Genomic DNA, 20,379 nt, shown 5'->3' on the forward strand with positions numbered 1-20,379 from the left:
ACTCCCTCGATTCAGTTCTCGTGGCGGCGCCGGACCGGCGCCTGTGGCAGGTCGATGCAGGCCGCCGCCAGGTACGGGCCGACCAGCTCGGTCCGGGACGCGGCCTCGGTGGCCATCTCGAGCACCTCGTGGGCGGTCCGGATCCGGACCGCGACCAGGAACCGCTTGCGGACCCGCCGGCGCCGTACGCCCTCCGGCAGCACCACGCCCGCCAGTCGCAGCGTCCGGTCGAACACCGGGCCGCGCCGGATCACCAGCAGCTCCCCGGACCAGCGCGCCCACATCCAGCGGGACCAGCGCCGCCCGCGGCGCCGGATCCGGCACCGGAACGTGCCGAGGTCCTCGGCGAACCGGCGGCGGTTCCGCCGTTCCCGGCCGGCCGCGACCAGCACCAGGCCGACCAGGAAGAACAGCACCAGCATGGTCATCGGACCTCCCGTGGACTCGCGTCATCCCCGGTGGATGAGCCCCGGGTCCAGTTCCGGGGCCGCCAGTTCTCGACCACCTTGGCGACCGCGGTGACCAGGAAGAGCTGGCCGGTGAGCGCCTCGAAGACGGCGATCGTCTGGGCCGGGTTGCCGGCCGGGACGAGGTCGCCGTACCCGGTGGTGGTCACCGTGACGAAGCTGAAGAACAACGCCTCGGACAGCGGCGGGTCACCGCGCTCGCCGAAGAGCGGGCCGGACTGGATCGCCGCCAGGCACTCGTAGGAGAACGCGAACGCCATCCCGATCAGCAGGTACGCGGCCAGCGCCCCGAGCATCGTCTGCAGGTCGACCCGCTCCCGGCGGCCCAGGTCGCGGACGATCGCGATCGGCGCCAGCAGGTACAGCACCGCGGCCGCGGAGAACGCGATCCCGGTCAGCGGGCCGATCCGCAGCGCGCTGGCCAGGCCCGCGGCCAGGGCCAGCACGAACACGACCGCGCCGGCCACCCGGAGCCCGGGCCGGGCCCGGGCCACCCGCAGCGACTGCCAGACCGTGGCGGTCTGCACGGTGAGCAGGACCGTCACCACCCAGCGCCGCTCGGCGAACAGCGCCAGCACGTAGGTGCTCACGATCAGGAGCAGGACGACGCCGTACCCGAAGCGGGGTTTCATCCGGCGGGATCGTCGTCCGCCGGCAGGCGGCGGACCTCGATCAGCCGCAGCCCCAGCCCGTGGATCCGGGAGATCAGGCCGACCACCGCGGACTGATCCGGGAGACTGCCGTGCAGCACGGTCTCCGGCGGCTCGACGCTGACGGTCAGGTCGCGCAGCTCGTCGAGCACCTCGTCGGGAATCACCCCGGAGACCCGGACCTGGTAGGTCGCGTCGGACATGGTGGCCACCTCCTAGTCAGCGGCGCGGAGCAGACCGAGCCGGAACAGCCGCTCGATGCGCCGGACGGTGTACGGGTGCGACTGCGGGAGCTGGGCCAGCTCGACCCAGAACCCGCGCAGCGCCTGGCCCTGCCGGATCAGCTGGTGCACGTCGGTGGTGTGCTCGGTGTGCCGCCCGGAGGCGAGCAGCACCAGCCCGGTGGCACCGGACGGGCACAGGTGCGCGCCCTGCCGGTCGCAGGAGTACTCCCGCAGCCGGGACAGGGTCGGCCCGAGCACCGGGATCCGTTCGGAGTAGGCGACCGAGAGCTGGTACCACAGCGAGACGTGGTGCAGCCGGATGTGCCCGAGCTCGTGGCCGAGGATGAACTTCAGGCCCTCCCGGTTGTTCTGCTGCAGGTTCGCGAACAGCTCGTTGGAGAGCACCACGTAGTCGTGGCCGGTGGCCTGGGCGGCGAACGCGTTCAGCGTGCCGTTGCCGTTGGCCAGGTAGAGGGTCGGCCGGCGGGGCAGCCCGAGCCGGTGGGCGAAGTCGTCGGCGGTCTTGTACAGCTCGCCGTACTGATGTGGACTCAACTCGACCGCGGTGCCGCGCACCGAGGCGCGCTGCGTCTCACGGATCACCACCAGGACCGGAACCAGCAGCAGCAGCCCGATGAAGGCGCTGCGCACGGCGGTCGCCCAGCCGGTGTCCACCAGCCGATCCGGCAGGTAGGGCAGGGTGATCGCGGCCTGCAGGATCAGCCAGATGATGATCAGGTTGAGCACCACCATGAACACGTAGAACGGCATCTCGGCCGGGTGCCGCAACCGTTGGGACACGGAGTCCTCCTTCCCCCCGCGGTCCGGGACGCCGCGGCTCGCTGCCGACTTTCCGCGTCGCCGCGCCGCGCCACCTCATCCCGCCGGAGTGAGGCCGGTGGATGGCGCCCCGGGGAGGCTTTCCAGAACACAAAGACCGGAGACCCTTTTTCGTACGTACGGACGGGAGGCCGCCATGGCCGGCGAGGGACGACCGTGGATGGCCCGTCTGGCGTTCGTCGCGGCGGCCGCCGCGACGGCGGTGCTCCTGCTGGCCGCCGGGCTGGCCGCCAGCCTCGCGCTGCTGCTCACCGCGGCGCTGGGCAGCGCGGTCACGCTGACCGGCGCGTGGTGGTTCCTGACCCACCGGGGGCCGGTGCGCTGGGCGGCCGGGGTGGTCGTGGTGCTCGCCCCGGTGGTGGTGGCGGTGCTCTACGCGCGCGCGAACCTGGTCGGCGAGGTGGTCCTGTTCGGCCTGCTGTGGGCCGGCGCGGTGGCCGCCGGGCGGCGCGCCCTGGCGGTCGCCGCCGAGCCGGTGGTGCTGCGGACCCCGCCGCCGGCCCGGCCGTTCCTGATCATGAATCCGCGGTCCGGCGGCGGGAAGGTCGCCCGGTTCCGGCTCGACGAGCGGGCGGCGGCGCTGGGCGCGGAGGTGTTCCTGCTGGACGGGCCGGCGGTCGACGTGGCCGCGGTCGCCCGGCAGGCCGTGCTGGACGGCGCGGACCTGCTCGGCGTGGCCGGCGGCGACGGGACCCAGGCGCTGGTCGCCGGGATCGCCGCGGAGCACGACGTCCCGTTCCTGGTGCTGGCGGCCGGCACCCGCAACCACTTCGCGCTGGATCTCGGGCTGGACCGGGACGACCCGGCGGCCGGGCTGGACGCGCTCACCGACGGCGAGGAGGTCCGGATCGACCTGGGGCTGATCGGCGACCGGACGTTCGTGAACAACGCGTCGTTCGGCGCGTACGCGGCGGTGGTGGGCAGCGCGGACTACCGCGACGCCAAGCTGAGCACCGCCCTGGACCTGCTGCCGGCCGTGCTGAACCGGCCCTCGCCGCTGCGGCTGACCGTCGGCGGCGCCACGCTGAGCGGGCCGCAGGCCGTGCTGATCAGCAACAACGCCTACCGGATGGATCTCGGGCGGCGGTCCGGGCTGGACCACGGGGAGCTGGGCGTGCTGGCCGTCGCGGTGCACCGCCGGCGCCCGCTGACCGTCCGGGCCGCCCGCGAGGTGGTCGTGGACGCGGACGGGCCGACGGTTCCGGTGGGGGTGGACGGCGAGGCACTGGCGCTGGCCACGCCCGTACATCTGCGAATCTGCCCCGGGGCTCTGCGGGTGCGGCTGCCCCGGCAGCGGCCGGGGGTGCCCGCCGCTCCCCCGCATCTGGACTGGAGACGGTTGCGGCGGCTGGCTTTCGCCGGCCGCCGCGGGACTCCGTCGATCAGCGGCGGCGTCCGACCCGCCGGGTGACGCGGCGGGCGGTACGACGGCCGGTACGGCGGGCGACCCTGCGTGATCCGAACATGATGAACTCCTTCCTCGGCCGGGTCCGACTAGGACCCGGCGTTCTCCAGGTCGTGCAGTTCCTTGGCCTGCTCGGCGCTGATCAGTCCGATCCCGATCAGGTCGAACGGGCTGATGAAGCCGTCCCCGATCCGGTATCCGCCGGCCCGGGCGATCGCGTCGCGCAGCGGCACCGCCCAGTGGTGCTCGATCATGATCAGGGCGGCCGCGCTGTCGTTCGGGATCTCCGCCAGGACGTCCCAGGCCTGCGCGTCGTTGAAGACCTCGACCTTGCCGGCGGCGTCGGCGGCGGCGGCCCCGAGGGCGGCGCCGGCCTCCATCCCGGTCTCGCCCTCGATGCCCAGGCCGACCAGGGCGCCGATCTTGCTGCCCAGCTCGATCGCCTCCTCCCGGGTGAGGTTGCTCAGGTGCTCGACCTCCATCGCACCTTCCGGGTCCTTGTAGACGGCGAGCGCGTCGATCACCCGCACGGTGTCGTTCTGCCGCAGGCGTTCCAGCTCGGCGATGACCTCGCCGTGGAAGTCCGGATTCCGGAAGCCCAGGACGATCAGCTGAACGGGTCCGATGGCCATGTGATGCCCCTTTCGTCGCCCTCGATCCTGGGTCGGGGCGGCCCGCGACCGCCTCATCCGGTGCGGGTGAGGACCGGGCACCGCGGGCGGGCGACGCTGACGCCATGAAGCGTTTCCTGGCCCTGCCCGTCCTGCTGATCCTGTCCGGCTGCACCACCACCGCCGAGGCCACGATCGCCCCGCCGCCGGTCTGCGAGAGCTGGGACGCCGTGCAGAACACCGTGGACCACATCCGTGACGTGAACGTGTCGGCGAACGGGCTGTCCGCGCTGGGCCCGTACCTGACCCAGCTGCGCGACGAGCTCAACCAGCTCGCCGCCGACGCGAGGGCGCAGTTCAGCACCGAGGCCGACGCGCTGCGGGCCGCCACCGACCAGCTCGGCGCCAGCCTGCGGGCCGCCAAGGACAACCCCGACAGGCAACACCTTTCCGCCGTACGGGCGTCGGTCGCGGACGTCCGGACCACCGCGAACACCCTGCACAACGTCATGCTGTCGACCTGCTGAGAGAGGAACAGGGCCATGGAGGTCGAGGAAAGCCGGGCCACCGGCTGGGTCGCCTGGGTGCTCTTCGGCGGGATCCTGCTGGTCCTGCTCGGCGCGCTGCACCTGTGCCTGGGCGTGGTCGCGCTGGTCCGGCCGGAGTTCATCGCCGGCGACCGCGCCGACCAGCTGACCGACCTGTCGCCGGCCGCGATCGGGTGGATCCACGTGGTGCTCGGGGCGCTCGCCCTGATCACCGGGCCGGCCCTGATCCGCGGCCTGGACTGGGCGCGCGCGGTGTCGGTCGGGCTCGCGGTGCTGGCCGCGCTGGTGAACTTCGTGTTCCTGGCCGTCTACCCGGCCTGGTCGGTGATCGGGATCGGGCTGGCCGGGCTGATCGCGTGGGCGGTCGCGGCGCACGGCCGCGAGGTCGCCGACGCGTACGGGTCGTGATCCGCGGTCTCGACGAGTGGCAGCGGCGGCACCGGGCGCCCGGCTTCGGCTGGGCCGTCGTCCGTAAGTACCTGGACGACGGCGGGCCCCGGGAGGCCGCGCTGATCACGTACTACGGGTTCCTCAGCCTCTTCCCCGCGCTGCTGCTCGGCGTGGTGGCGGTGTCCCGCGCCCTGACCACCCGGCCCGAGCTGCGCCAGGAGGTGGTCACCGCGATCGTGCCGCCGACGCTGCGGGCCGACGTCGACGCCGCGATCGCCGCGCTGCCGACGTCGACCGCGGCCCTGGTGATCGGGCTGGCCGGGCTCGCGTACACCGCCGCCGGGGTGGTCATGTCGGCCTACGCGACCCTCAACCACCTGGCCGCGGTCCCCCATCGGCGGCGCTCCGGCCTGCTCTCCTGGGCCCTGCGGGTGCTGGCCGGGCTGGCCGTCCTGCTGGTCGGCGTGGTGACCGCCGCGCTGCTGCCGCCGGTCGGCGCGTTCGGCACCGCGTTCGCCGTGCTGCTGCTGGTGGCGTGGCTGCTGCTGGACCGGCCGGCGCCGCTGCGGGCGCTCTGGCCGGCCGGGCTGCTCGGCGCCGCGGCGGTGACGCTGCTGCTCGAGGTGGGCTCCTCGGTGCTGCCCCGGCTGATCCGCCGGGCCGGACCGGTCTACGGCGGGTTCGCCACCGCGGCGGCCATCTTCACGCTGCTCTACCTGCTCAGCAACGCCCTGGTGCTGGCCGCCGAGGTGGCCGCCGTGCGGTGGGGCCGGCTCTGGCCGCGAGGCCTGGACACCGGCCGGCCGACGGCGGCCGACCTGCGCGCGTACGAGCTGCTCAGGCGGGAGCAGGAGCGGATCGATCCGGGCCCGCCCCGGCCGGCGCGGGAGCCGGCCGATCCGGCAGGAACCACGCCGCCACCAGGCCGATAGCGCCGGTCACCCCGACCGCCAGCATGGCCAGGACGTACGCGGTGCCCGGCTGGGTGCCGAGCCCGGCGACCAGGATCGTCCCGGCGACCGCGCCACCGAGCGCCGACCCCAGGTTCGAGACGCTGCGCGACAGCCCGGAGATCTCGCCCTGCAGGTTCTCGCCGAACGCCGACTGCACCACGTTCACCGACGGCGTCAGCATCCCGCCCAGACCGAAACCGATCACGAACAGCCCGGGGATGAACGCCCACACCGAGCCGGACGCGAAGACCAGCGTCAGCAGCAGCACCACCCCGACCACGGTGATCAGGAAGCCGGCCAGGATCAGCGTGCGCTGCGCCCGGCGCCGGGCGAACCGCTCCGCGGCCAGCGACGAGAGCAGCAGACCGGCGGTCGTCGCGGTGAACACCACGCCCGTCTCGATCGCGTTGTAGCCGCGCTCCACCTGCAGATAGGCCGAGACCACGAAGGACGTGCCCATCAGCATCAGCCACTGGGCGCACTGGGTGACCATGCCCAGGTTGGACATCCGGTTGCGGAACAGCTCGGTCGAGAGCAGCACCGGTTTCCCCACCCGTTCCTTCGCCCGGATCATGAAGAACAGCCAGGTCAGCACGGCCGCACCGGCCACCAGCAGGCCGAGCATCAGCCAGCCGTTGTTGTCCGCGGCGAGGATCCCGGAGACGACCAGGATCAGCCCGAGCGCGGAGAGCACGGCGCCGACCGGGTCGGTGGGCCGGGTCGGGTCCGGCGGCAGCGGGTCCCGCACCCAGCGGCGGCTGAGCACCGCGATCAGCAGCACCACCGCGGCCTGGAACACGAACGCGGCCCGCCAGCTGATCGCCGTGGTGATGAACCCGCCGATCAGCGGGCCGGCCGCCGCGCCGATCCCGCCGAGCGCGCTGATCGCCCCGAACGCCTTCGCCCGCGAGGTCACGTCGGTGAACAGCAGCGTGGTCAGGATGTAGACCGGCGGGATCAGCATCGCCGTGCCGATGCCCTCCAGGATCGAGTTGCCGATGATCAGCACGCCCAGCCCGGGGGCGGCGGCGCTGAGCAGGGCGCCGACCGCGTACACCAGCAGGCCGACGGTCAGGCAGCGCTTGCGGCCGACCCGGTCGGTCAGCTTCCCGCCCGGGATCATCAGGGCCGCCATCACCAGCAGGAAGATCGTGATGGCCAGCTGCACCCCGGCGACCGTGGTGTCCAGGTCCTCGCTGATGTCGTTGATCATCACGTTCATGTTGGAGCCGGCGAAGCTGCAGATGAACTGCGCCAGGGCGAACGGGATCAGCGCCCGGCGCAAACTCGACGTCTCAGTAGCGTCCACTGTCACGACTCCATCTCGGTCCGACCTCGAGCCATTCCCGCGTCCAGGCCCGCTCGCGCCGCCGGTCCAGCAGCGCCCGGGCGATCCGATGAAGACCGGCGAACGCGGCGGCCACGCACAGGAACACCGCGATCCCGATGGCCACCGCCTGCGCGGCCGGATCGTGGTGCACCGGCGGCGCCCGCAGCGCTCCCGACCGGTCCACCCAGATCGGGATCCGGGTCCCCGCCCGGTCACTGACCGTCGCCTGCACGATCCCGTTGCGGGACGAGCCGTCCGGCGCCGTCCAGATCGCCTTCGCGGTCTCCACCGCCGCGTTCTCCACCAGCACCGCGTCGACCGGGAACAGGTTGTCCCGCTCCCATTGCTGGGCCCGTAGATCGGAGCGGTAGCCGGCCTTCCCGGCCTGCCAGGCCAGCAGCGGCGCCCCGGCCAGAAACGTGAAGACCAGTACGAACACCAGCAGGCTCTCGAACCGATCCGAGGTCCGGCGCAGCCGGTTGCGTTCCCGTCGCCTGAACATGCCGTTGAGCGTGTCCGGGCCGGGCGGGCCCCGAATCATCCCGGCAGGGTGAGGGTCCGGGCAGGCGGTTCGGTGACGCTTCACCCCATGGCCGGTACGCGCATTCGTCTCACGCACGAGACCGAGGAGGCCACCGCCTCCGGCATCTACGGCATCATCGTGGGCGCGGCGGTGCTGGTCACCGCCCACGCGGTCGCCGCCTGGCGGGAGGTCCTGGCGGTCCTGGTGACCCTGATCGTCTACTGGGTGGCCGAGCGCTACGCCCGGATCGTGGCCGAACGCATCCACGAGGGCCACCGCCCGGCCTGGCACGTCGTCCGGGAACAGCTGACCAGCGGCTGGGAGATCGTCACCGCCTCGGTCCTGCCGCTACTGGTGCTGATCGCGGTCCGGGCGTCCGGCGCCCCGCTGCTGACCGCGGAGATCGTCTCGCTCTCCGTCAGCACGCTCCTGCTGTGCGTGGCCGGCTGGCGGATCGGCGCCGGCGGCCGCCTGTCCACCGCCGAGCGCATCGTCTCCACCCTGGTCGCCGGCACCTTCGGCGTCGCGCTGATCCTGCTCAAGACCCTCCTGCACTGACCCGGGGCCGGTACGGGAGGGGGACGGTGATCAGGCGGCCGGTGCGCCAGCCGTCCGGCAGGAAGTGGCGTTCGGTGACGGTGACCATGCCCTCGGCGACGCTGATCCGGCTCCACGAGCTGGGCGTGCCGCGTGTGCGGCGGCTGGTCGACGTGCCGGCGACGACGACCACGGTGCCGTGCATCGTCCGTACGTCGGGATGGTGGGTGTGCCCGGCCAGCAGCAGGTCGGCGCCGGTCCGCAGGAGCCCGCGCCCGTTGATCAGCATCCGCCCGAAGGGCGGGTGGTGCAGCGCGACCAGCCGCAGGTCGCCGGCCGGCGCCGCGGCGAACGTGGTGGTGACCGCGGTCAGCTGGGCGCGCCGGACCAGGCCGTCCTTCCAGCGCCAGCGCGGCATCGACTGCAGGCCGGCGGCGGTCAGGCCGGGGACCCGGACGACCGGGTCGAGGTCGGCGGAGATCCAGGTGCGGTAGCGGTCGTAGGGGTGGAACAGCCGCTGGGGGCTGTCCAGCGGCAGGTCGTGGTTGCCGGTGACCACCAGCACCGGGGACGGCAGCCGGTCGAGGAACGCCCGGGCCAGCTGGAACTCGCCGGCCCGGGCGCGCATCGTGAGATCTCCGGTGACCACGGTCAGGTCGGGCGGCGCCGCGACCACATCGGCCACCAGGGACGCGGCCGCGTCCTCGTCGTGCACCCCGAAGTGCAGGTCCGACAGGTGAGCGATGTTCACCTGGCGAGATGGTAGTCCCCGGCCGGGGTGACGACCGTGCCCGCCTTGCCGGCCAGGATCGCGGCGGCCTCGTCGAGGGCGCCGATCGCGGCCAGGCCGCCGGTCAGCTCGACGAACCGGCAGACCGCGTCCACCTTGGGGCCCATCGACCCGGCCGGGAACCGTTCCCGGCGCAGCTCGGCCGGGGTGGCCCGGGTGATCGGCGCCGGGGCCGGGCCGCCGAAGCCGCGCAGCACCGCCGGCACGTCGGTGAGCAGCAGCAGCGCGTCGGCGTCCAGCGACTCGGCGAGCACCGCGGTGGCCAGGTCCTTGTCGACGACGGCCTCGACGCCGCGCAGCCGGCCGTCCTCGTCGCGGACCACCGGGATGCCGCCGCCGCCGGCGCACACCACGACGGTCCGCTCGAACAGCAGGGACCGGATGATCCGGGTCTCCACGATCCGCTGCGGCCGCGGGGACGGCACGACGCGCCGCCATCGGGTGCCGTCCTGGGCCACCTGCCAGCCGCGTTCCCCGGCGTACTGTCGCGCGGTCTTCTCGTCGTAGACCGGCCCGACGAACTTGGTGGGTTTGCCGAAGGCCGGGTCGGCGGCCGAGACCAGGGTCTGGTCGAGGATCGCCGCGACCTGCCGGCCGGGCAGCGCGTTCTGCAACGCCTGCAGCAGCCAGTAGCCGATCATGCCCTGGGTCTGCGCGCCGAGCACGTCGAACGGGTACGGCATCCGCAGGCTGGCGTCCGCCGCCGACTGCAGCGCGAGCATCCCGACCTGCGGCCCGTTGCCGTGCGTGATGACCAGCTCGTGCTCGGCGGCGAGCGGCGCGAGCGCGTCGACGGCCCGGATCGCGTTGGCCCGCTGCACCTCGGCGTCCGGGCGCTGTCCGCGTTCGAGCAGCGCGTTGCCGCCGATCGCGACGACGATCCGCATCGTCAGACCCCCAGGGTGGCGACCATGATCGCCTTGATCGTGTGCATCCGGTTCTCGGCCTGGTCGAAGACGATCGAGTACGGCGACTCGAAGACGTCGTCGGTGATCTCCAGGGCGTCGAGTCCGGTGTGCTCGTAGATCTCCTCGCCGACCTTGGTGCGCCGGTCGTGGAAGGCCGGCAGGCAGTGCATCACCTTGACCGCCGGGTTGGCCGCGGCGCGGACCACGTCGGCGTTGATCTGGTACGGCTTGAGCAGCCGGATCCGCTCGTCCCAGGCCTCCTTCGGCTCGCCCATCGACAGCCACACGTCGGTGTAGAGGAAGTCCGCGCCGCGCACGCCGTCGCCGACGTCCTCGGTGTGGGTGATCCGGGCGCCGGTGGTCTCGGCGATCGCCTTCGCCGCCTTGATCACCTCGTCCGGGTTCCACCGCGACTCCGGGGCGACCATCCGCACGTCCATGCCCATCATCGCGCCGGCGATCAGCAGCGAGTTGCCCATGTTGTTGTGCGCGTCGCCGAGGAACGCGAACGCCACCTCGTTGTCGTGCTTGACCGTGTGCTCGCGCATGGTGAGCAGGTCGCAGAGGGTCTGGGTGGGGTGCCACTCGTCGGTGAGCCCGTTCCAGACCGGGACGCCGGCGTACCGGGCCAGGGTCTCCACGCCCTCCTGGCCGAAGCCGCGGTACTCCAGCGCGTCGTAGAAGCGGCCGAGCACCCGCGCGGTGTCCTTGACCGACTCCTTGTGGCCGAGCTGGGTGCTGCCCGGGTCCAGGAACGTGACGTGCGCGCCCTGGTCGTGGGCGGCCACCTCGAACGCGCAGCGGGTGCGGGTCGAGGTCTTCTCGAAGATCAGCGCGATGTTGCGGCCGGTCAGCCGGGGCACCTCGGTGCCGGTGTACTTGGCCGCCTTGAGCTGCGCGGCGAGCCGCAGCAGGAAGCGCCACTCGTCGGGGGTGAAGTCGAGTTCCTTGAGGAAGCTGCGGTTGCGCAGGTTCACTGACACGTCAAAAGCTCCTTATCCGGTACGGGCGTGAAGGGCGCGACGAGCTCAGACGGCGTCGCGCTCGATCGGACAGGTCATGCAGCGCGGCCCGCCGCGGCCCCGGCCCAGTTCGCTGCCCGCGATGGTGATCACCTCGATGCCGTGCCGGCGCAGGTACGTGTTGGTGGTGACGTTGCGCTCGTAGCCGACGATCACCCCGGGCTCGACGGCGAGGAAGTTGTTGCCGTCGTCCCACTGCTCGCGCTGGGCCGCCCGTACGTCCTCGTCGGTTTCCAAGATTTGGATCTTGTCGATCCCCAGGGTCTCGGCGATCGTGGCGAACAGGTCGTCGTTGCGGACCACGTCGAGCCCGTCCTCGTCGTCGCCGGGCCGCACGGTCCACGACCGCAGGGCGTCGTGCAGGTACGGGTACATCACGAAGGTGTCCCGGTCGATCATGGTCATCACCGTGTCGAGGTGCATCATGGCGTGCGAGTGCGGCAGCTCGATGGCGATCACCTTGGTGGCGGCCCCGGCCAGGAACAGGTTGCGGGCCAGGTTCTCCACGCCCATCGGGGTGGACCGCTCGCCCAGCCCGATCATCACCGCGCCGTTGCCGAGCACGTGGATGTCGCCGCCCTCCAGGGTGGCCGGCTGGTGCGGCTTGTCGTCGGCGCCGTACCACATGTCGAAGTCGGCCATCGTGAACATCGGGTGGAAGCGGTAGATGGCCGAGCTGTGCACCGACTCGCGGTGCCGGGGCGCCATCGCCATCGGGTTGACGCTGACCCCGCCGTAGATCCAGGCCGAGTTGTCCCGCTGGAACAGGTGGTTGGGCAGCGGGGTGAGCACGAAGTCGTCGGCGCCCATCAGCTCCCAGCGCAGGCTGTTCACGGTGAAGCCGGCCAGCTCCTGCTTGAGCACGCCGCCGATCAGGTACTCGGCGAGCTTCCCGCTCTCGGCCTGCTCGGCGAGCCGGCGCAGCGGCCCGGCCAGGGTCGGCCCGACGGTGTCCTCGGTGATGATCCGGTCCAGGATCCAGGCCCGGGCGTGCGGGATGTCCAGCACGTCGGCCAGCAGCTCGGCGAAGTAGTGCACCTTGATCCCGCGTTCGCGCAGCACCTCGGCGAACGCGTCGTGCTCCTCGCGGGCCTTGCGCGCCCAGAGGATGTCGTCGAAGAGCAGGTCCCTGACGTTGTCCGGGGTGAGACGGCTGAGCTCGACACCGGGGCGGTGCAGGATCACCTGGCGCAGCCGGCCGGTCTCGGAGTCGACGTGGAATGGCATGTGCTCTCCCGGGTCATTCGTGGGCGGGGACCGGCGGCGGCGCGGTCATGTGCTTGCGGACGGCGAGATAGACCGGCACGCCGAGCAGGAACGCGGCGCCGGCCATCAGGAACGGGCCCCAGACCACGTACCAGTGGTCGTGCCCGGTGTTGCGCGAGTACCAGACGAACAGGATCGAGAAGGCCAGGGCGAGCACGGCGATCACGGCGTCCCGGGTGAGCCGGCCCTTGACCCGCCACTTGAGCTGGGCGAGCGCGGAGAACGCGTACGGGATGGCGGCGGTGATCCCGGTCATCAGCACCAGCGTGTTGAAGACCGTGGCCCCGCTGGTGCCCATGTAGCTGACCGTCATGGCCAGGCTGCCGAACACGGTCGACGACAGGATCCCGGCGGTCGGCACCCCGCGCTTCGACAGCTTCCCGAAGAGCGCCGGGAACACCCCGTCCTTCGCCGCGGCCAGCGGCATCTCGGCGCAGATCATGGTCCAGCCGTTGAGCGCGCCGAGCCCGGAGACGATCACCGCGAGCGCGGTCAGGTCGCCGGCCCAGGTGCCACCGCCGGCCATGATGTTCGCGGCCGCCGAGTAGGACGCCTTGTCCTCGCCGAGCGTGGTCAGCGGCACGATGCCGAACACCGCGATCATCGAGAGCAGGTAGACCACGGCGCTGCCGAGCGTGCCGAGCACGGTGGCCCGGGGCACGTTGCGGGCCGGGTCGCGGACCTTGGCGGCGGCGACCGCGGCGCACTCCACGCCGAGGTAGCTGAACAGGCAGATGGCCATCGCGCTGCCGATCGCCTGCCAGTCGCTCTCGCCGCTGACGTTGGCCGGGTGGAAGTTGGCCGTGCTGATGAAGAACAGCCCCATCGTGGACATGATCAGCAGCGGGACGAACTTGATCACGGTGGTCCAGAGCTGGACCGCGCCCATGTTCTTCACGCCGGACAGGTTGATCATCGCCGGGACCCAGAGGCCGACCAGGGCGATCAGGATGGACCAGCCCTTCGCGCCGTCCTTGTTGACGAAGTGCTCGACGTAGAAGACCCAGCCGGTGACGATCGCGGCGTTGCCGGCCCACGCGGTGATCCAGTACGACCAGGCGTTGACGAAGCCGACCGTGTTGCCGAACGCCGCGCGGGCGTACGCGTACGGCCCGCCGTCGGCCGGCAGCCGCCGGGACAGCACCGCGAACATCAGCGCCAGGGCCAGCGCGCCGACCGTGGTCAGCGCCATCGCGACGATGCTGATCGGGCCGATCCCGGCCAGCGAGTACGGCAGGTTGAAGATCCCGACCCCGATGATCGTGCCGAGGATCAGCGCGGTGGCCTGCGGCAGGCCGAGGGTCCGGGTCTCGGCGCCCACGGCGCTGTCGGCGCTCACGGCGCGGCCGGTTCGAAGCGGCCCAGCTCGTCATCGCCCTTCTGGATGATGCCGTAGGACGACTCCGGGACCGGCTGCCAGGCGCCCTCCAGCTCGCCGAGCGGCTCGGAGACGACCAGCCGGGTCTCCTCGGAGAGCCGCTGGATCTGCTGGTTCTCCGGGTAGAGCGCGCGCAGCGCCCCGGTCTCGGTGCTGTAGTACAGCGACCGGCTGTGGCCCTCGCTGGAGTAGCGGAAGCACCAGACCCGGTCGCCGTCGGTGGTGGCCACGGTCATCTGCAGCGGGTCCGGCACCCCGTGGGTGCGGCCGACCGCCTCGACCAGCCCGGCCATCCGCTCGACCGCGGCGACCGGCCGGTCCCGCAGCCCGAACGTCAGCGCCAGGTGGAACATCACCTCGGAGTCGGTCGACCCCTCGATCGTCGGGAACAGCCGCGGGTCGACGGCGAGCAGCAGGTCCCGCCGGAGCTTGGCGAACTCGCGGATCGACCCGTTGTGCACCCACAACCAGTTCTGGTGCCGGAACGGGTGACAGTTGGTCTGCTGCACCGCGGTGCCGGTGCTGGCCCGGATGTGCGCCAGGAACAGCGGCGACGAGGTGGACCGGGCGATCTCCCGCAGGTTGGCGTCGTTCCAGGCCGGGCCGACCCCGCGGAACAGGGCCGGCTCGCCGGGACCGTCCACCGGGTACCAGCCGACGCCGACGCCGTCACCGTTGGTGGTCTCCACGCCGTACCGGGAGTGCAGGCTCTGGTCGATCAGCGAGAAACGCGGTCTGTAGAGCAGTTCTTCGAGGCGGATCGGCGTGCCCGAATAAGCCAGCCACCGGCACATCGCGGCTCCCTCTCTAGGTTGATGCCGGTCATCGTCATCGCCGTACCGGCCGGGGGGTTCACCCCGGCGGGGTGAGCTTGCCGAGACAGCCGCGCAGGTACCGGTAGACCTCGTCGGCGCCGGCCAGCTCGCCCGGCGGCGCCCAGTCCCGCGGGTGGATCAGCACCGGCCGGCTCTGCCCGCCGCCCAGCCCGCCGTGGCAGCCGATCAGCTCCTCGAACGCCGCGACCTCCTGGGTGACCGGGTCCCAGAGGCTGTTGACGACCAGGTCGCCGGTGTTCGCCAGCCGGTCGTGCCGGCGCAGGTCGCCGGCGGCGTGCGGCCCGAAGTCGAGCAGCGGGTCGACGCCCTCGACGTGGTCGTCGTCGAGCCAGCGGCGCCCGTCGCGACCGATCACGATCGGTCCCTCCCGCTCGGAGCGGACCAGCACCCAGCCGATCCCGGGATGCCCGGCCAGCCCCGGAATCAGTTCCGGGAAGGACTCCTCGATCGCCTCCAGCGTCACCCGTCCCTTTCGCTGCGCGAAATAGATCAGGGCGAGGTTTCCCGAGGCGGCCACGACGATCTCCGCCGGGTCCGCCGTGGCTCGCGGTGGTTCGTTTCCGGTACGGACCAGCCCCGCGACCAGCTCCTCGAAACCGGTCCCGTAGCGCTGGGCGAACGTCGCGCCCAGGCTCTGCCCGTGGTCGGAGAGCACCACGAACCGGTACGGCCGGGGCGCCGCCGCGGCCACCTCCTCGAGGATGGCCAGCGCCGCGTCGATGCCCTCCAGCGCGGCCAGCGCCTCCGGCCGGGCCGGCCCGGCGTGGTGCGCGATCTCGTCGTAGTCGACGAAGTCGCAGTACACCACGGGCGCGCCGCGCATCGTGTGCTCGGCGAGCACGGCCAGGTTGAGGTGGCGCAGCAGCACGTTGGTGGCGCCCCGCAGCAGCACGTAGGACCAGACGCGGCGCATCCGCGGCCGGACCCGGCGCAGCCGCTGCCGGCGGGCCTGGTGCAGCTCCTTGAGGATCTCGCCGCAGGTCAGGATCAGCGACCGGGTCAGCCCGAACGGGTCGAGCAGGTAGGTCGACACGTACCGCCGCGGCCCGGACCGGGCCCGGCGCGCGGTGCTCATGGTGAACAGCGAGGTCGGCGCGTCGCCGGAGAACACGTTGCTGACGCTCACCCCGCCGGCGGCGAGCAGCCCGTGCCCGTCCGAGCAGCGGGTCTCGACCAGGGCGGCGTCGCGCGGGCGGTTGGTGACGATCATCCGGCCGGTGTCCTTCTCGTACCAGCGGAAGGCCGGCACCTGGTCGCTCGCGCCGTGCAGGATCCCGGCCTGGCTGGCCGGCGTGGTCGCGGGCAGCCGGGCGTACCACTCGGCCATCGCGTGGCTGCCGTCGGCGAGCCAGCGGCCCAGCGTCGGCAGGTTCCCGGCCTCGATCGCCCAGCGGGCCAGCGGCGCGGACAGCCCGTCGATCTGGATGATCAGCAGACCGGGCTCGTCGGTGTGCGGCACGCTCGACCGGAAGTGCCGGTTGACCCGGAGCAGGTGCTGAGTGACCACGCCGTCCTGTCCCGCCGTGACCACCCAGAGCCCCGTGCTCGTCAACCCCGCGCCCAGCCAGGCCGCCCCGAACGCCGCCGCGAACCCGTCGACGTGCACGCCGGGGGTGAGCAGCAGCACCGCGTAGACCAGCAGCGCCTGGCAGAGCAGCCAGCCGCCGACCACCCCGATCCAGCCGACCGCCGAGAGCAGCCGGACCAGGGCCGGGCGCAGCGCGGCGCCGAGCAGCCCGATGGTGACCGCGGCGACGAGCACCGCCCGGCCGTCGTCCGCGCTGACGCCGGGCAGCAGGGCGATGGTGAGCCCCAGTGCGCCCGCGCCGAGCGCCACCGTGAACACCAGCGCCGTGACCCGCATCGCCCCAGCCTGGCGGCCGGGCGGCGGACGGGCGTCACTCCGGCCGGATGAACCGGGGGGCGGGCGCGGGGCTACGGCCGTACCCCCGAATGGGTCTCACCCGCCCGGGATGGGGCGGCCCGGCGCCGGATCGCGGAGATTGGCGCGGAAACCACGGCGGAGCTGGAGGTTACCGCGATGCCCGAGCCCGCTGGTCCGCTGGACCGGATTCCCCTGTGGCTGCGGCCGCGGGCCGCGCTGATCCTCGGCAGCCGCCTCGGCCGGGTGCTGCTGCACGGCGCCGGCGAGCTGGTCCGGGTGCAGATCTTCGACCGGTCGATGACCCTCGCCGCGCAGTCGTTCACGTCGATCTTCCCGCTGCTGATCATGCTGGCGGCGCTGCTCGGCCCGGCCTACCGGGAGCGGCTCACCCGGCTGCTGCAGCTGCCGGACACCAGCGAGCAACTGGTGCAGACGGCGCTGAGCGGCAGTCGCAGCAACGCGTTCGGCGTGGTCGGCTGCCTGATCGTGATCCTGTCGGCGACCGGGCTGAGCCGGGCGCTGGTCCGGTCCTACCGGGCGGTGTGGACGGTCGAGCGGGGGCCGGCCGGCGCGGCGGCGACCGGGCGGCAGATCGGGACGGTCCTGGCCCTGGTCGGGTTCCTGCTGTTCGCGCGCCTGCTGGGCTGGGTGGCGTCGCTGCTGCCGCTGCCGAACGTGACCGGGGTGGTGGTGAAGCTGGTCGCGGACGTGGCGCTGGCCGTCCTGCTGCCCTGGCTGCTGCTGGGCGCGGGCGCGCCGCGCGGGCCGCTGCTGGCCGGCGGGGTGGCGTTCGGGCTGATGATGGTCGCGGTGCGGGCCGGCGGAGCGATCTACCTGCCTCGGGCGCTGCAGTCCAGCACCGACCGGTACGGCACGATCGGGCTCGCCTTCAGCTACCTCGGCTGGCTCTACGTCCTCTCGTTCTGCCTGCTGCTGTCCGCCGTGATCGGCGGCATGGTGACCGGCGGCCGGTTCACAGATGGCCCAGCTGACGGGCGATGACGACGGCCTCGCGACGGCGACCGGCGCCCAGCTTGCGGTAGATCGAGCGCATGTGCGCCTTGACCGTGTTCACCGAGATCCCCAGGTTCTCGGCGATCTCCCCGGCGGTCAGCACGGTCGGCAGGTACTGCAGGACCTCGATCTCGCGTTCGCTGAGCGGGCCGGCGGTCGGCGGGGTGCCGATCGGGATCTCCCCGGTGATCTCGGCGAGGACGCTGTCGCCGGCCGGGCCGCGCGACTCGACCAGCCACTGCTGGCGCTCGGCCAGCGCCATGATCCGGCCGGCGTCGAAGCGGCGGAACGGCCGGCGGATCCGGTCCGGCTCGGCGGCGGCCAGGGCCCGGCCGAGCGCCTCGCCGGCCCGCGCGCCACGGCCCTGGGTGTCCGCGGCCAGGGCGGTGAGCAGCCACGCCGACACCGCGGCGATCCGGTCCGGGCCCTCGTGCAGCACCGACAGCACCGCCTCGGCCCGGCCCGGATGCCCGGCCATCTGGTACGCCTGGGCCAGCCGCAGCTGCTCGGGCGGGTAGAGGCCGTCCTGGTGGGCGTAGCGGGTGAGCACCGGCCACGGATCGTCCAGGGCCAGCTCGACGTCGCTCTGCGCCAGGTCGGCGATGCGCCGCAGGATCGGCGCGTCCAGTCGCGCCCCGGCCTCCTCCATCACCTTGCTCAGCACCGCCCGGGCGGTGTGCGGCTCACCGCGGTCGAGCAGCAGGTTGGCCCGCAGCGTCCCGGTCAGCACGGTCAGCGCGGCCTCCGGGTTGTCGCCGCTGGCGTGCAGGGCGTGCCGCAACGCCTCCTCGGTGCCGGCCTCGTTGCCCCGCTCCCGCTCGATCACCGCCTGGGCCAGGTACGCCGGGGCGGCCGTCATCCGGTTCTCCGCGTCGACCCGGCGGGCCACGCCGAGCGCCGCGGCCGCGTGGTCGCCGGCCTCGCCGAGGGCGCCCTGGACCGCGCCGAGCAGGGCCAGGTGGCCGAGCGCGTTGGCCTCGATCAGCGGGGTGCCGGCCGCGCGGGCGCCGGTGGCGGCGGCCCAGAGGTAGCGGTCGGCGTGGTCGAGCTGACCCGACCAGAGCAGACTGATGCCCTTGTTGGCCAGCGCGATCGCCCGGTACTGCGGCATCGCCGGCACCTGGTCCCAGCGCAGCCCGGCCAGCTGGGTGAGCACCCGGGTGGTGTGCTCCAGCAGCCGGGGCATGTCGCCCTGCCACCGGGCCACCATGGTCGCCTCCAGGATGTCCAGCGCCATCCCGACCGAGCGGCGGCAGGCGTCGTCGCGACCGTTCAGCAGGCGCCGGACCCGCAGGATCTGCCGCTGCACCCCGGCCACGTCGCCCATCGCGTAGGTGGACAGCGCCGCGCACAGGGCCAGCTCCGCGGTCTCCGGCAGCCGGTCGAACGGGATGCCGCGGATCAGCTCGGCCAGCTCCGCCCGGTCCGACGACACGAACAGCGGGATCCCGTAGTCGGCCACCAGCCGGCTGACCGCGGTCCAGTCGCCGGCCGAGGCGGTGTGCACGAGCGCGGTGAGCGGCCGGCCCTCCTTGGCGTGCCAGCCGGCGGCGAGCAGGTGCAGCCGGTTCAGGCCGTCGGTCTGCTCCTCGCCGAGGCGGCGGCGCAGCGCGGCGCGGAACTGCCGGTGGTAGCGGAACCAGCCGCCGCCGCCGGCCCGGTCGAGGAAGAGGTTGGCACGCTGCAGCTGATCCAGGACCTGCTGCCCGTCGCGCCGGCCGGTGAGCGCCTCGGCCAGGCTCGCCGAGATCCGGTCCGGCAGGCTGGTGGAGAGCAGGAACTCCCGGATCTGCGGCGGCTGCGCGGTCAGCACCTCGCGGATCAGGTAGTCGGCGGCCGCCTCGTCCGGGGCCACGCCCGGCGGCGCGTCCAGGGCCAGCCGCAGCCCGGCGCCCCAGCCCTCGGTGATCCGGACCAGCGCGGCCAGCTCGGCGGCCGGCATCCGGTCGCCGCGCAGTGCGACCAGCTCGGCCGCCTCCTCGACCCGGAACGCCAGGTCGGCCGCCCGGATCTCGGTGAGCTCGCCGGCCGCCCGCAACCGGTGCAGCGGCAGCTCCGGCTCGGTGCGGCTGATCAGGACCAGTCGCAGCCGCTCCGGCGGGTTGCGCAGCAGGCCGGCCAGGGCGCTCAGCACCCGCGGCTCGGTGATCTCCTGCAGGTCGTCGAGGACGATCACGACCGGGGCGGGCGCGCCGCCCAGACCGGAGCCGAGCCGGCGCAGGAAGGCCGGGCCGTCCACCCCGAGCAGCGGCCCGCGGTCCGGGACGACCTGGCCGGGACGCACCACGCCGCTGGTACGCAGCGCGCGCATCAGGTCGGACCAGAAGACGTACGGATCGTTGTGCCCCGCGTCCAGCTCGAGCCAGGCGATCGGCCCGGCGATCGAGCGGGCCCCGGCCCAGGCGGACACGCACGCGGTCTTGCCCCAGCCCGGGCCGGCGCAGACCAGCGTGACCGCGTGCCGGATCCCGGTGTCCAGCGCCTCGGCGGTCCGGGCCCGCCAGATGACTCCCCGTGGCAGCCGGGGACGGGCCACCCGGGCCGTCGCCATCACCGTCGGCGGGCCGTTGCCCCGGTGCTCACGCATGTACCCTCCCACCCCCGAATGAACAGAAACGGGCGGCATCACCCTCTGTCACTTGAAGCCGCAACTTACTGGTACGGAACACCACCCTCGTAACGCCACGGTGACGATCAGTGACGGACCGCCTGAACCACCCCGACACGCAATCACAGGGGGTGCACACTCAGCAACCCCCCGTATTCGCACGAGAGGAGCATTCCGTCGTGCAAGTTGCACGA

21 protein-coding genes are annotated in these 20,379 nt (G+C 72.9%); 6 read left to right on the forward strand and 15 right to left on the reverse strand.

What is annotated here, in order from left to right; genetic code table 11:
* Positions 1–11: 11 nt before the first annotated feature.
* The 4 genes from L3i22_RS31920 to L3i22_RS31935 are packed head-to-tail and all read right to left on the reverse strand — an operon-like array spanning position 12 to position 2,142.
* Positions 12–428, reverse strand: a complete 417-nt coding sequence (locus L3i22_RS31920; protein WP_221321203.1) for a hypothetical protein — start codon at positions 426–428, stop codon at positions 12–14.
* Positions 425–1,099: a potassium channel family protein gene (locus L3i22_RS31925; protein WP_221321204.1), complete on the reverse strand. Its 675-nt coding sequence runs from the start codon at positions 1,097–1,099 to the stop codon at positions 425–427. The genes L3i22_RS31920 and L3i22_RS31925 overlap by 4 nt, the downstream gene beginning before the upstream one ends.
* The gene (locus L3i22_RS31930) at positions 1,096–1,320 is read right to left on the reverse strand and encodes a hypothetical protein (RefSeq protein ID WP_221321205.1); all 225 of its coding nucleotides are present in this window, start codon (positions 1,318–1,320) and stop codon (positions 1,096–1,098) included. Before L3i22_RS31930 ends, L3i22_RS31925 begins: the two co-directional genes overlap by 4 nt.
* Positions 1,321–1,332: 12 nt before the next feature.
* Entirely contained in the window at positions 1,333–2,142 is an 810-nt protein-coding gene (locus tag L3i22_RS31935) for a M48 family metallopeptidase (RefSeq protein ID WP_255657321.1), read from the reverse strand.
* A gap of 199 nt (positions 2,143–2,341) precedes the next feature.
* Here L3i22_RS31935 and L3i22_RS31940 point away from each other — a divergent pair, with 199 nt between their 5' ends.
* A complete protein-coding gene (locus L3i22_RS31940) occupies positions 2,342–3,592 on the forward strand; it encodes a diacylglycerol kinase family protein (protein WP_221321206.1) in 1,251 nt (416 codons plus the stop codon).
* An 83-nt stretch (positions 3,593–3,675) separates the two neighbouring features.
* Here the strand turns inward: L3i22_RS31940 and L3i22_RS31945 are convergent, their stop codons facing one another.
* A complete protein-coding gene (locus L3i22_RS31945; RefSeq protein WP_221321207.1) occupies positions 3,676–4,218 on the reverse strand; it encodes a hypothetical protein in 543 nt (180 codons plus the stop codon).
* Positions 4,219–4,322: 104 nt separating this feature from the next.
* Here L3i22_RS31945 and L3i22_RS31950 point away from each other — a divergent pair, with 104 nt between their 5' ends.
* Genes L3i22_RS31950 through L3i22_RS31960 form a run of 3 tightly spaced genes read left to right on the forward strand, consistent with a single transcriptional unit; the run spans position 4,323 to position 6,067 of the window.
* Positions 4,323–4,724, forward strand: coding sequence for a hypothetical protein (locus L3i22_RS31950; protein WP_221321208.1), 402 nt, complete (start codon positions 4,323–4,325; stop codon positions 4,722–4,724).
* Between the two features lie 15 nt (positions 4,725–4,739).
* Positions 4,740–5,153 (forward strand): hypothetical protein, encoded by a 414-nt coding sequence (locus L3i22_RS31955; protein WP_221321209.1) that lies wholly within the window; start codon positions 4,740–4,742, stop codon positions 5,151–5,153.
* Positions 5,150–6,067 carry a YihY/virulence factor BrkB family protein gene (locus L3i22_RS31960; protein WP_221321210.1) on the forward strand — a complete coding sequence of 306 codons (918 nt, stop codon included), beginning with the start codon at positions 5,150–5,152 and terminating at the stop codon, positions 6,065–6,067. Before L3i22_RS31955 ends, L3i22_RS31960 begins: the two co-directional genes overlap by 4 nt.
* On the opposite strand, the gene L3i22_RS31965 is transcribed toward L3i22_RS31960, so the two are convergent.
* Both L3i22_RS31965 and L3i22_RS31970 read right to left on the reverse strand, forming a co-directional pair.
* Positions 5,973–7,397, reverse strand: coding sequence for an MFS transporter (locus tag L3i22_RS31965; RefSeq protein WP_255657322.1), 1,425 nt, complete (start codon positions 7,395–7,397; stop codon positions 5,973–5,975). The genes L3i22_RS31960 and L3i22_RS31965 overlap by 95 nt on opposite strands.
* Entirely contained in the window at positions 7,384–7,920 is a 537-nt protein-coding gene (locus L3i22_RS31970; RefSeq protein ID WP_221321212.1) for a hypothetical protein, read from the reverse strand. The genes L3i22_RS31965 and L3i22_RS31970 overlap by 14 nt, the downstream gene beginning before the upstream one ends.
* A gap of 87 nt (positions 7,921–8,007) precedes the next feature.
* On the opposite strand from L3i22_RS31970, the gene L3i22_RS31975 reads away from it, so the two are divergent.
* On the forward strand, positions 8,008–8,499 hold the full coding sequence (locus tag L3i22_RS31975; protein WP_221321213.1) for a hypothetical protein: 492 nt from the start codon (positions 8,008–8,010) through the stop codon (positions 8,497–8,499).
* Here the strand turns inward: L3i22_RS31975 and L3i22_RS31980 are convergent.
* Genes L3i22_RS31980 through L3i22_RS32010 form a run of 7 tightly spaced genes read right to left on the reverse strand, consistent with a single transcriptional unit; the run spans position 8,480 to position 16,542 of the window.
* Entirely contained in the window at positions 8,480–9,229 is a 750-nt protein-coding gene (locus tag L3i22_RS31980; protein ID WP_221321214.1) for a metallophosphoesterase, read from the reverse strand. The two genes, L3i22_RS31975 and L3i22_RS31980, sit on opposite strands and share 20 nt — an antisense overlap.
* On the reverse strand, positions 9,226–10,155 hold the full coding sequence (locus L3i22_RS31985) for a carbamate kinase (RefSeq protein ID WP_221321215.1): 930 nt from the start codon (positions 10,153–10,155) through the stop codon (positions 9,226–9,228). Before L3i22_RS31985 ends, L3i22_RS31980 begins: the two co-directional genes overlap by 4 nt.
* Positions 10,156–10,157: 2 nt before the next feature.
* On the reverse strand, positions 10,158–11,159 hold the full coding sequence (argF, locus tag L3i22_RS31990; RefSeq protein WP_221321216.1) for an ornithine carbamoyltransferase: 1,002 nt from the start codon (positions 11,157–11,159) through the stop codon (positions 10,158–10,160).
* 45 nt (positions 11,160–11,204) lie between these two features.
* Positions 11,205–12,425, reverse strand: a complete 1,221-nt coding sequence (locus tag L3i22_RS31995; protein ID WP_221321217.1) for an arginine deiminase — start codon at positions 12,423–12,425, stop codon at positions 11,205–11,207.
* A gap of 13 nt (positions 12,426–12,438) precedes the next feature.
* Complete coding sequence (locus L3i22_RS32000) at positions 12,439–13,803, reverse strand: amino acid permease (RefSeq protein WP_221321218.1); 1,365 nt, start codon at positions 13,801–13,803, stop codon at positions 12,439–12,441.
* Positions 13,800–14,636, reverse strand: a complete 837-nt coding sequence (locus tag L3i22_RS32005) for a class II glutamine amidotransferase (RefSeq protein WP_221321219.1) — start codon at positions 14,634–14,636, stop codon at positions 13,800–13,802. Before L3i22_RS32005 ends, L3i22_RS32000 begins: the two co-directional genes overlap by 4 nt.
* 58 nt (positions 14,637–14,694) lie before the next feature.
* Entirely contained in the window at positions 14,695–16,542 is a 1,848-nt protein-coding gene (locus L3i22_RS32010; RefSeq protein ID WP_221321220.1) for an alkaline phosphatase family protein, read from the reverse strand.
* A gap of 177 nt (positions 16,543–16,719) precedes the next feature.
* Here L3i22_RS32010 and L3i22_RS32015 point away from each other — a divergent pair, with 177 nt between their 5' ends.
* A complete protein-coding gene (locus tag L3i22_RS32015; RefSeq protein ID WP_221321221.1) occupies positions 16,720–17,565 on the forward strand; it encodes a YhjD/YihY/BrkB family envelope integrity protein in 846 nt (281 codons plus the stop codon).
* Here the strand turns inward: L3i22_RS32015 and L3i22_RS32020 are convergent.
* Complete coding sequence (locus L3i22_RS32020; RefSeq protein WP_255657323.1) at positions 17,537–20,164, reverse strand: LuxR C-terminal-related transcriptional regulator; 2,628 nt, start codon at positions 20,162–20,164, stop codon at positions 17,537–17,539. The two genes, L3i22_RS32015 and L3i22_RS32020, sit on opposite strands and share 29 nt — an antisense overlap.
* Positions 20,165–20,379: the final 215 nt, after the last annotated feature.

This window comes from Actinoplanes sp. L3-i22 (assembly GCF_019704555.1).
Classification (GTDB): Bacteria; Actinomycetota; Actinomycetes; order Mycobacteriales; family Micromonosporaceae; genus Actinoplanes.

Excerpts from the sequence above, each read along its gene's own strand:
- L3i22_RS31925 (WP_221321204.1), bottom strand. The coding sequence starts at position 1,099 with ATGAAACCCCGCTTCGGGTACGGCGTCGTCCTGCTCCTGATCGTGAGC.
- L3i22_RS31985 (WP_221321215.1), bottom strand. The coding sequence starts at position 10,155 with ATGCGGATCGTCGTCGCGATCGGCGGCAACGCGCTGCTCGAACGCGGA.
- L3i22_RS32010 (WP_221321220.1), bottom strand. The coding sequence starts at position 16,542 with ATGCGGGTCACGGCGCTGGTGTTCACGGTGGCGCTCGGCGCGGGCGCA.
- L3i22_RS32015 (WP_221321221.1), top strand. The coding sequence starts at position 16,720 with ATGCCCGAGCCCGCTGGTCCGCTGGACCGGATTCCCCTGTGGCTGCGG.
- L3i22_RS32005 (WP_221321219.1), bottom strand. The coding sequence starts at position 14,636 with ATGTGCCGGTGGCTGGCTTATTCGGGCACGCCGATCCGCCTCGAAGAA.
- L3i22_RS31930 (WP_221321205.1), bottom strand. The coding sequence starts at position 1,320 with ATGTCCGACGCGACCTACCAGGTCCGGGTCTCCGGGGTGATTCCCGAC.
- L3i22_RS31920 (WP_221321203.1), bottom strand. The coding sequence starts at position 428 with ATGACCATGCTGGTGCTGTTCTTCCTGGTCGGCCTGGTGCTGGTCGCG.
- L3i22_RS31945 (WP_221321207.1), bottom strand. The coding sequence starts at position 4,218 with ATGGCCATCGGACCCGTTCAGCTGATCGTCCTGGGCTTCCGGAATCCG.
- L3i22_RS31970 (WP_221321212.1), bottom strand. The coding sequence starts at position 7,920 with ATGTTCAGGCGACGGGAACGCAACCGGCTGCGCCGGACCTCGGATCGG.
- L3i22_RS31995 (WP_221321217.1), bottom strand. The coding sequence starts at position 12,425 with ATGCCATTCCACGTCGACTCCGAGACCGGCCGGCTGCGCCAGGTGATC.
- L3i22_RS32020 (WP_255657323.1), bottom strand. The coding sequence starts at position 20,164 with ATGCGTGAGCACCGGGGCAACGGCCCGCCGACGGTGATGGCGACGGCC.
- L3i22_RS31950 (WP_221321208.1), top strand. The coding sequence starts at position 4,323 with ATGAAGCGTTTCCTGGCCCTGCCCGTCCTGCTGATCCTGTCCGGCTGC.
- L3i22_RS31940 (WP_221321206.1), top strand. The coding sequence starts at position 2,342 with ATGGCCCGTCTGGCGTTCGTCGCGGCGGCCGCCGCGACGGCGGTGCTC.
- L3i22_RS31955 (WP_221321209.1), top strand. The coding sequence starts at position 4,740 with ATGGAGGTCGAGGAAAGCCGGGCCACCGGCTGGGTCGCCTGGGTGCTC.
- L3i22_RS31975 (WP_221321213.1), top strand. The coding sequence starts at position 8,008 with ATGGCCGGTACGCGCATTCGTCTCACGCACGAGACCGAGGAGGCCACC.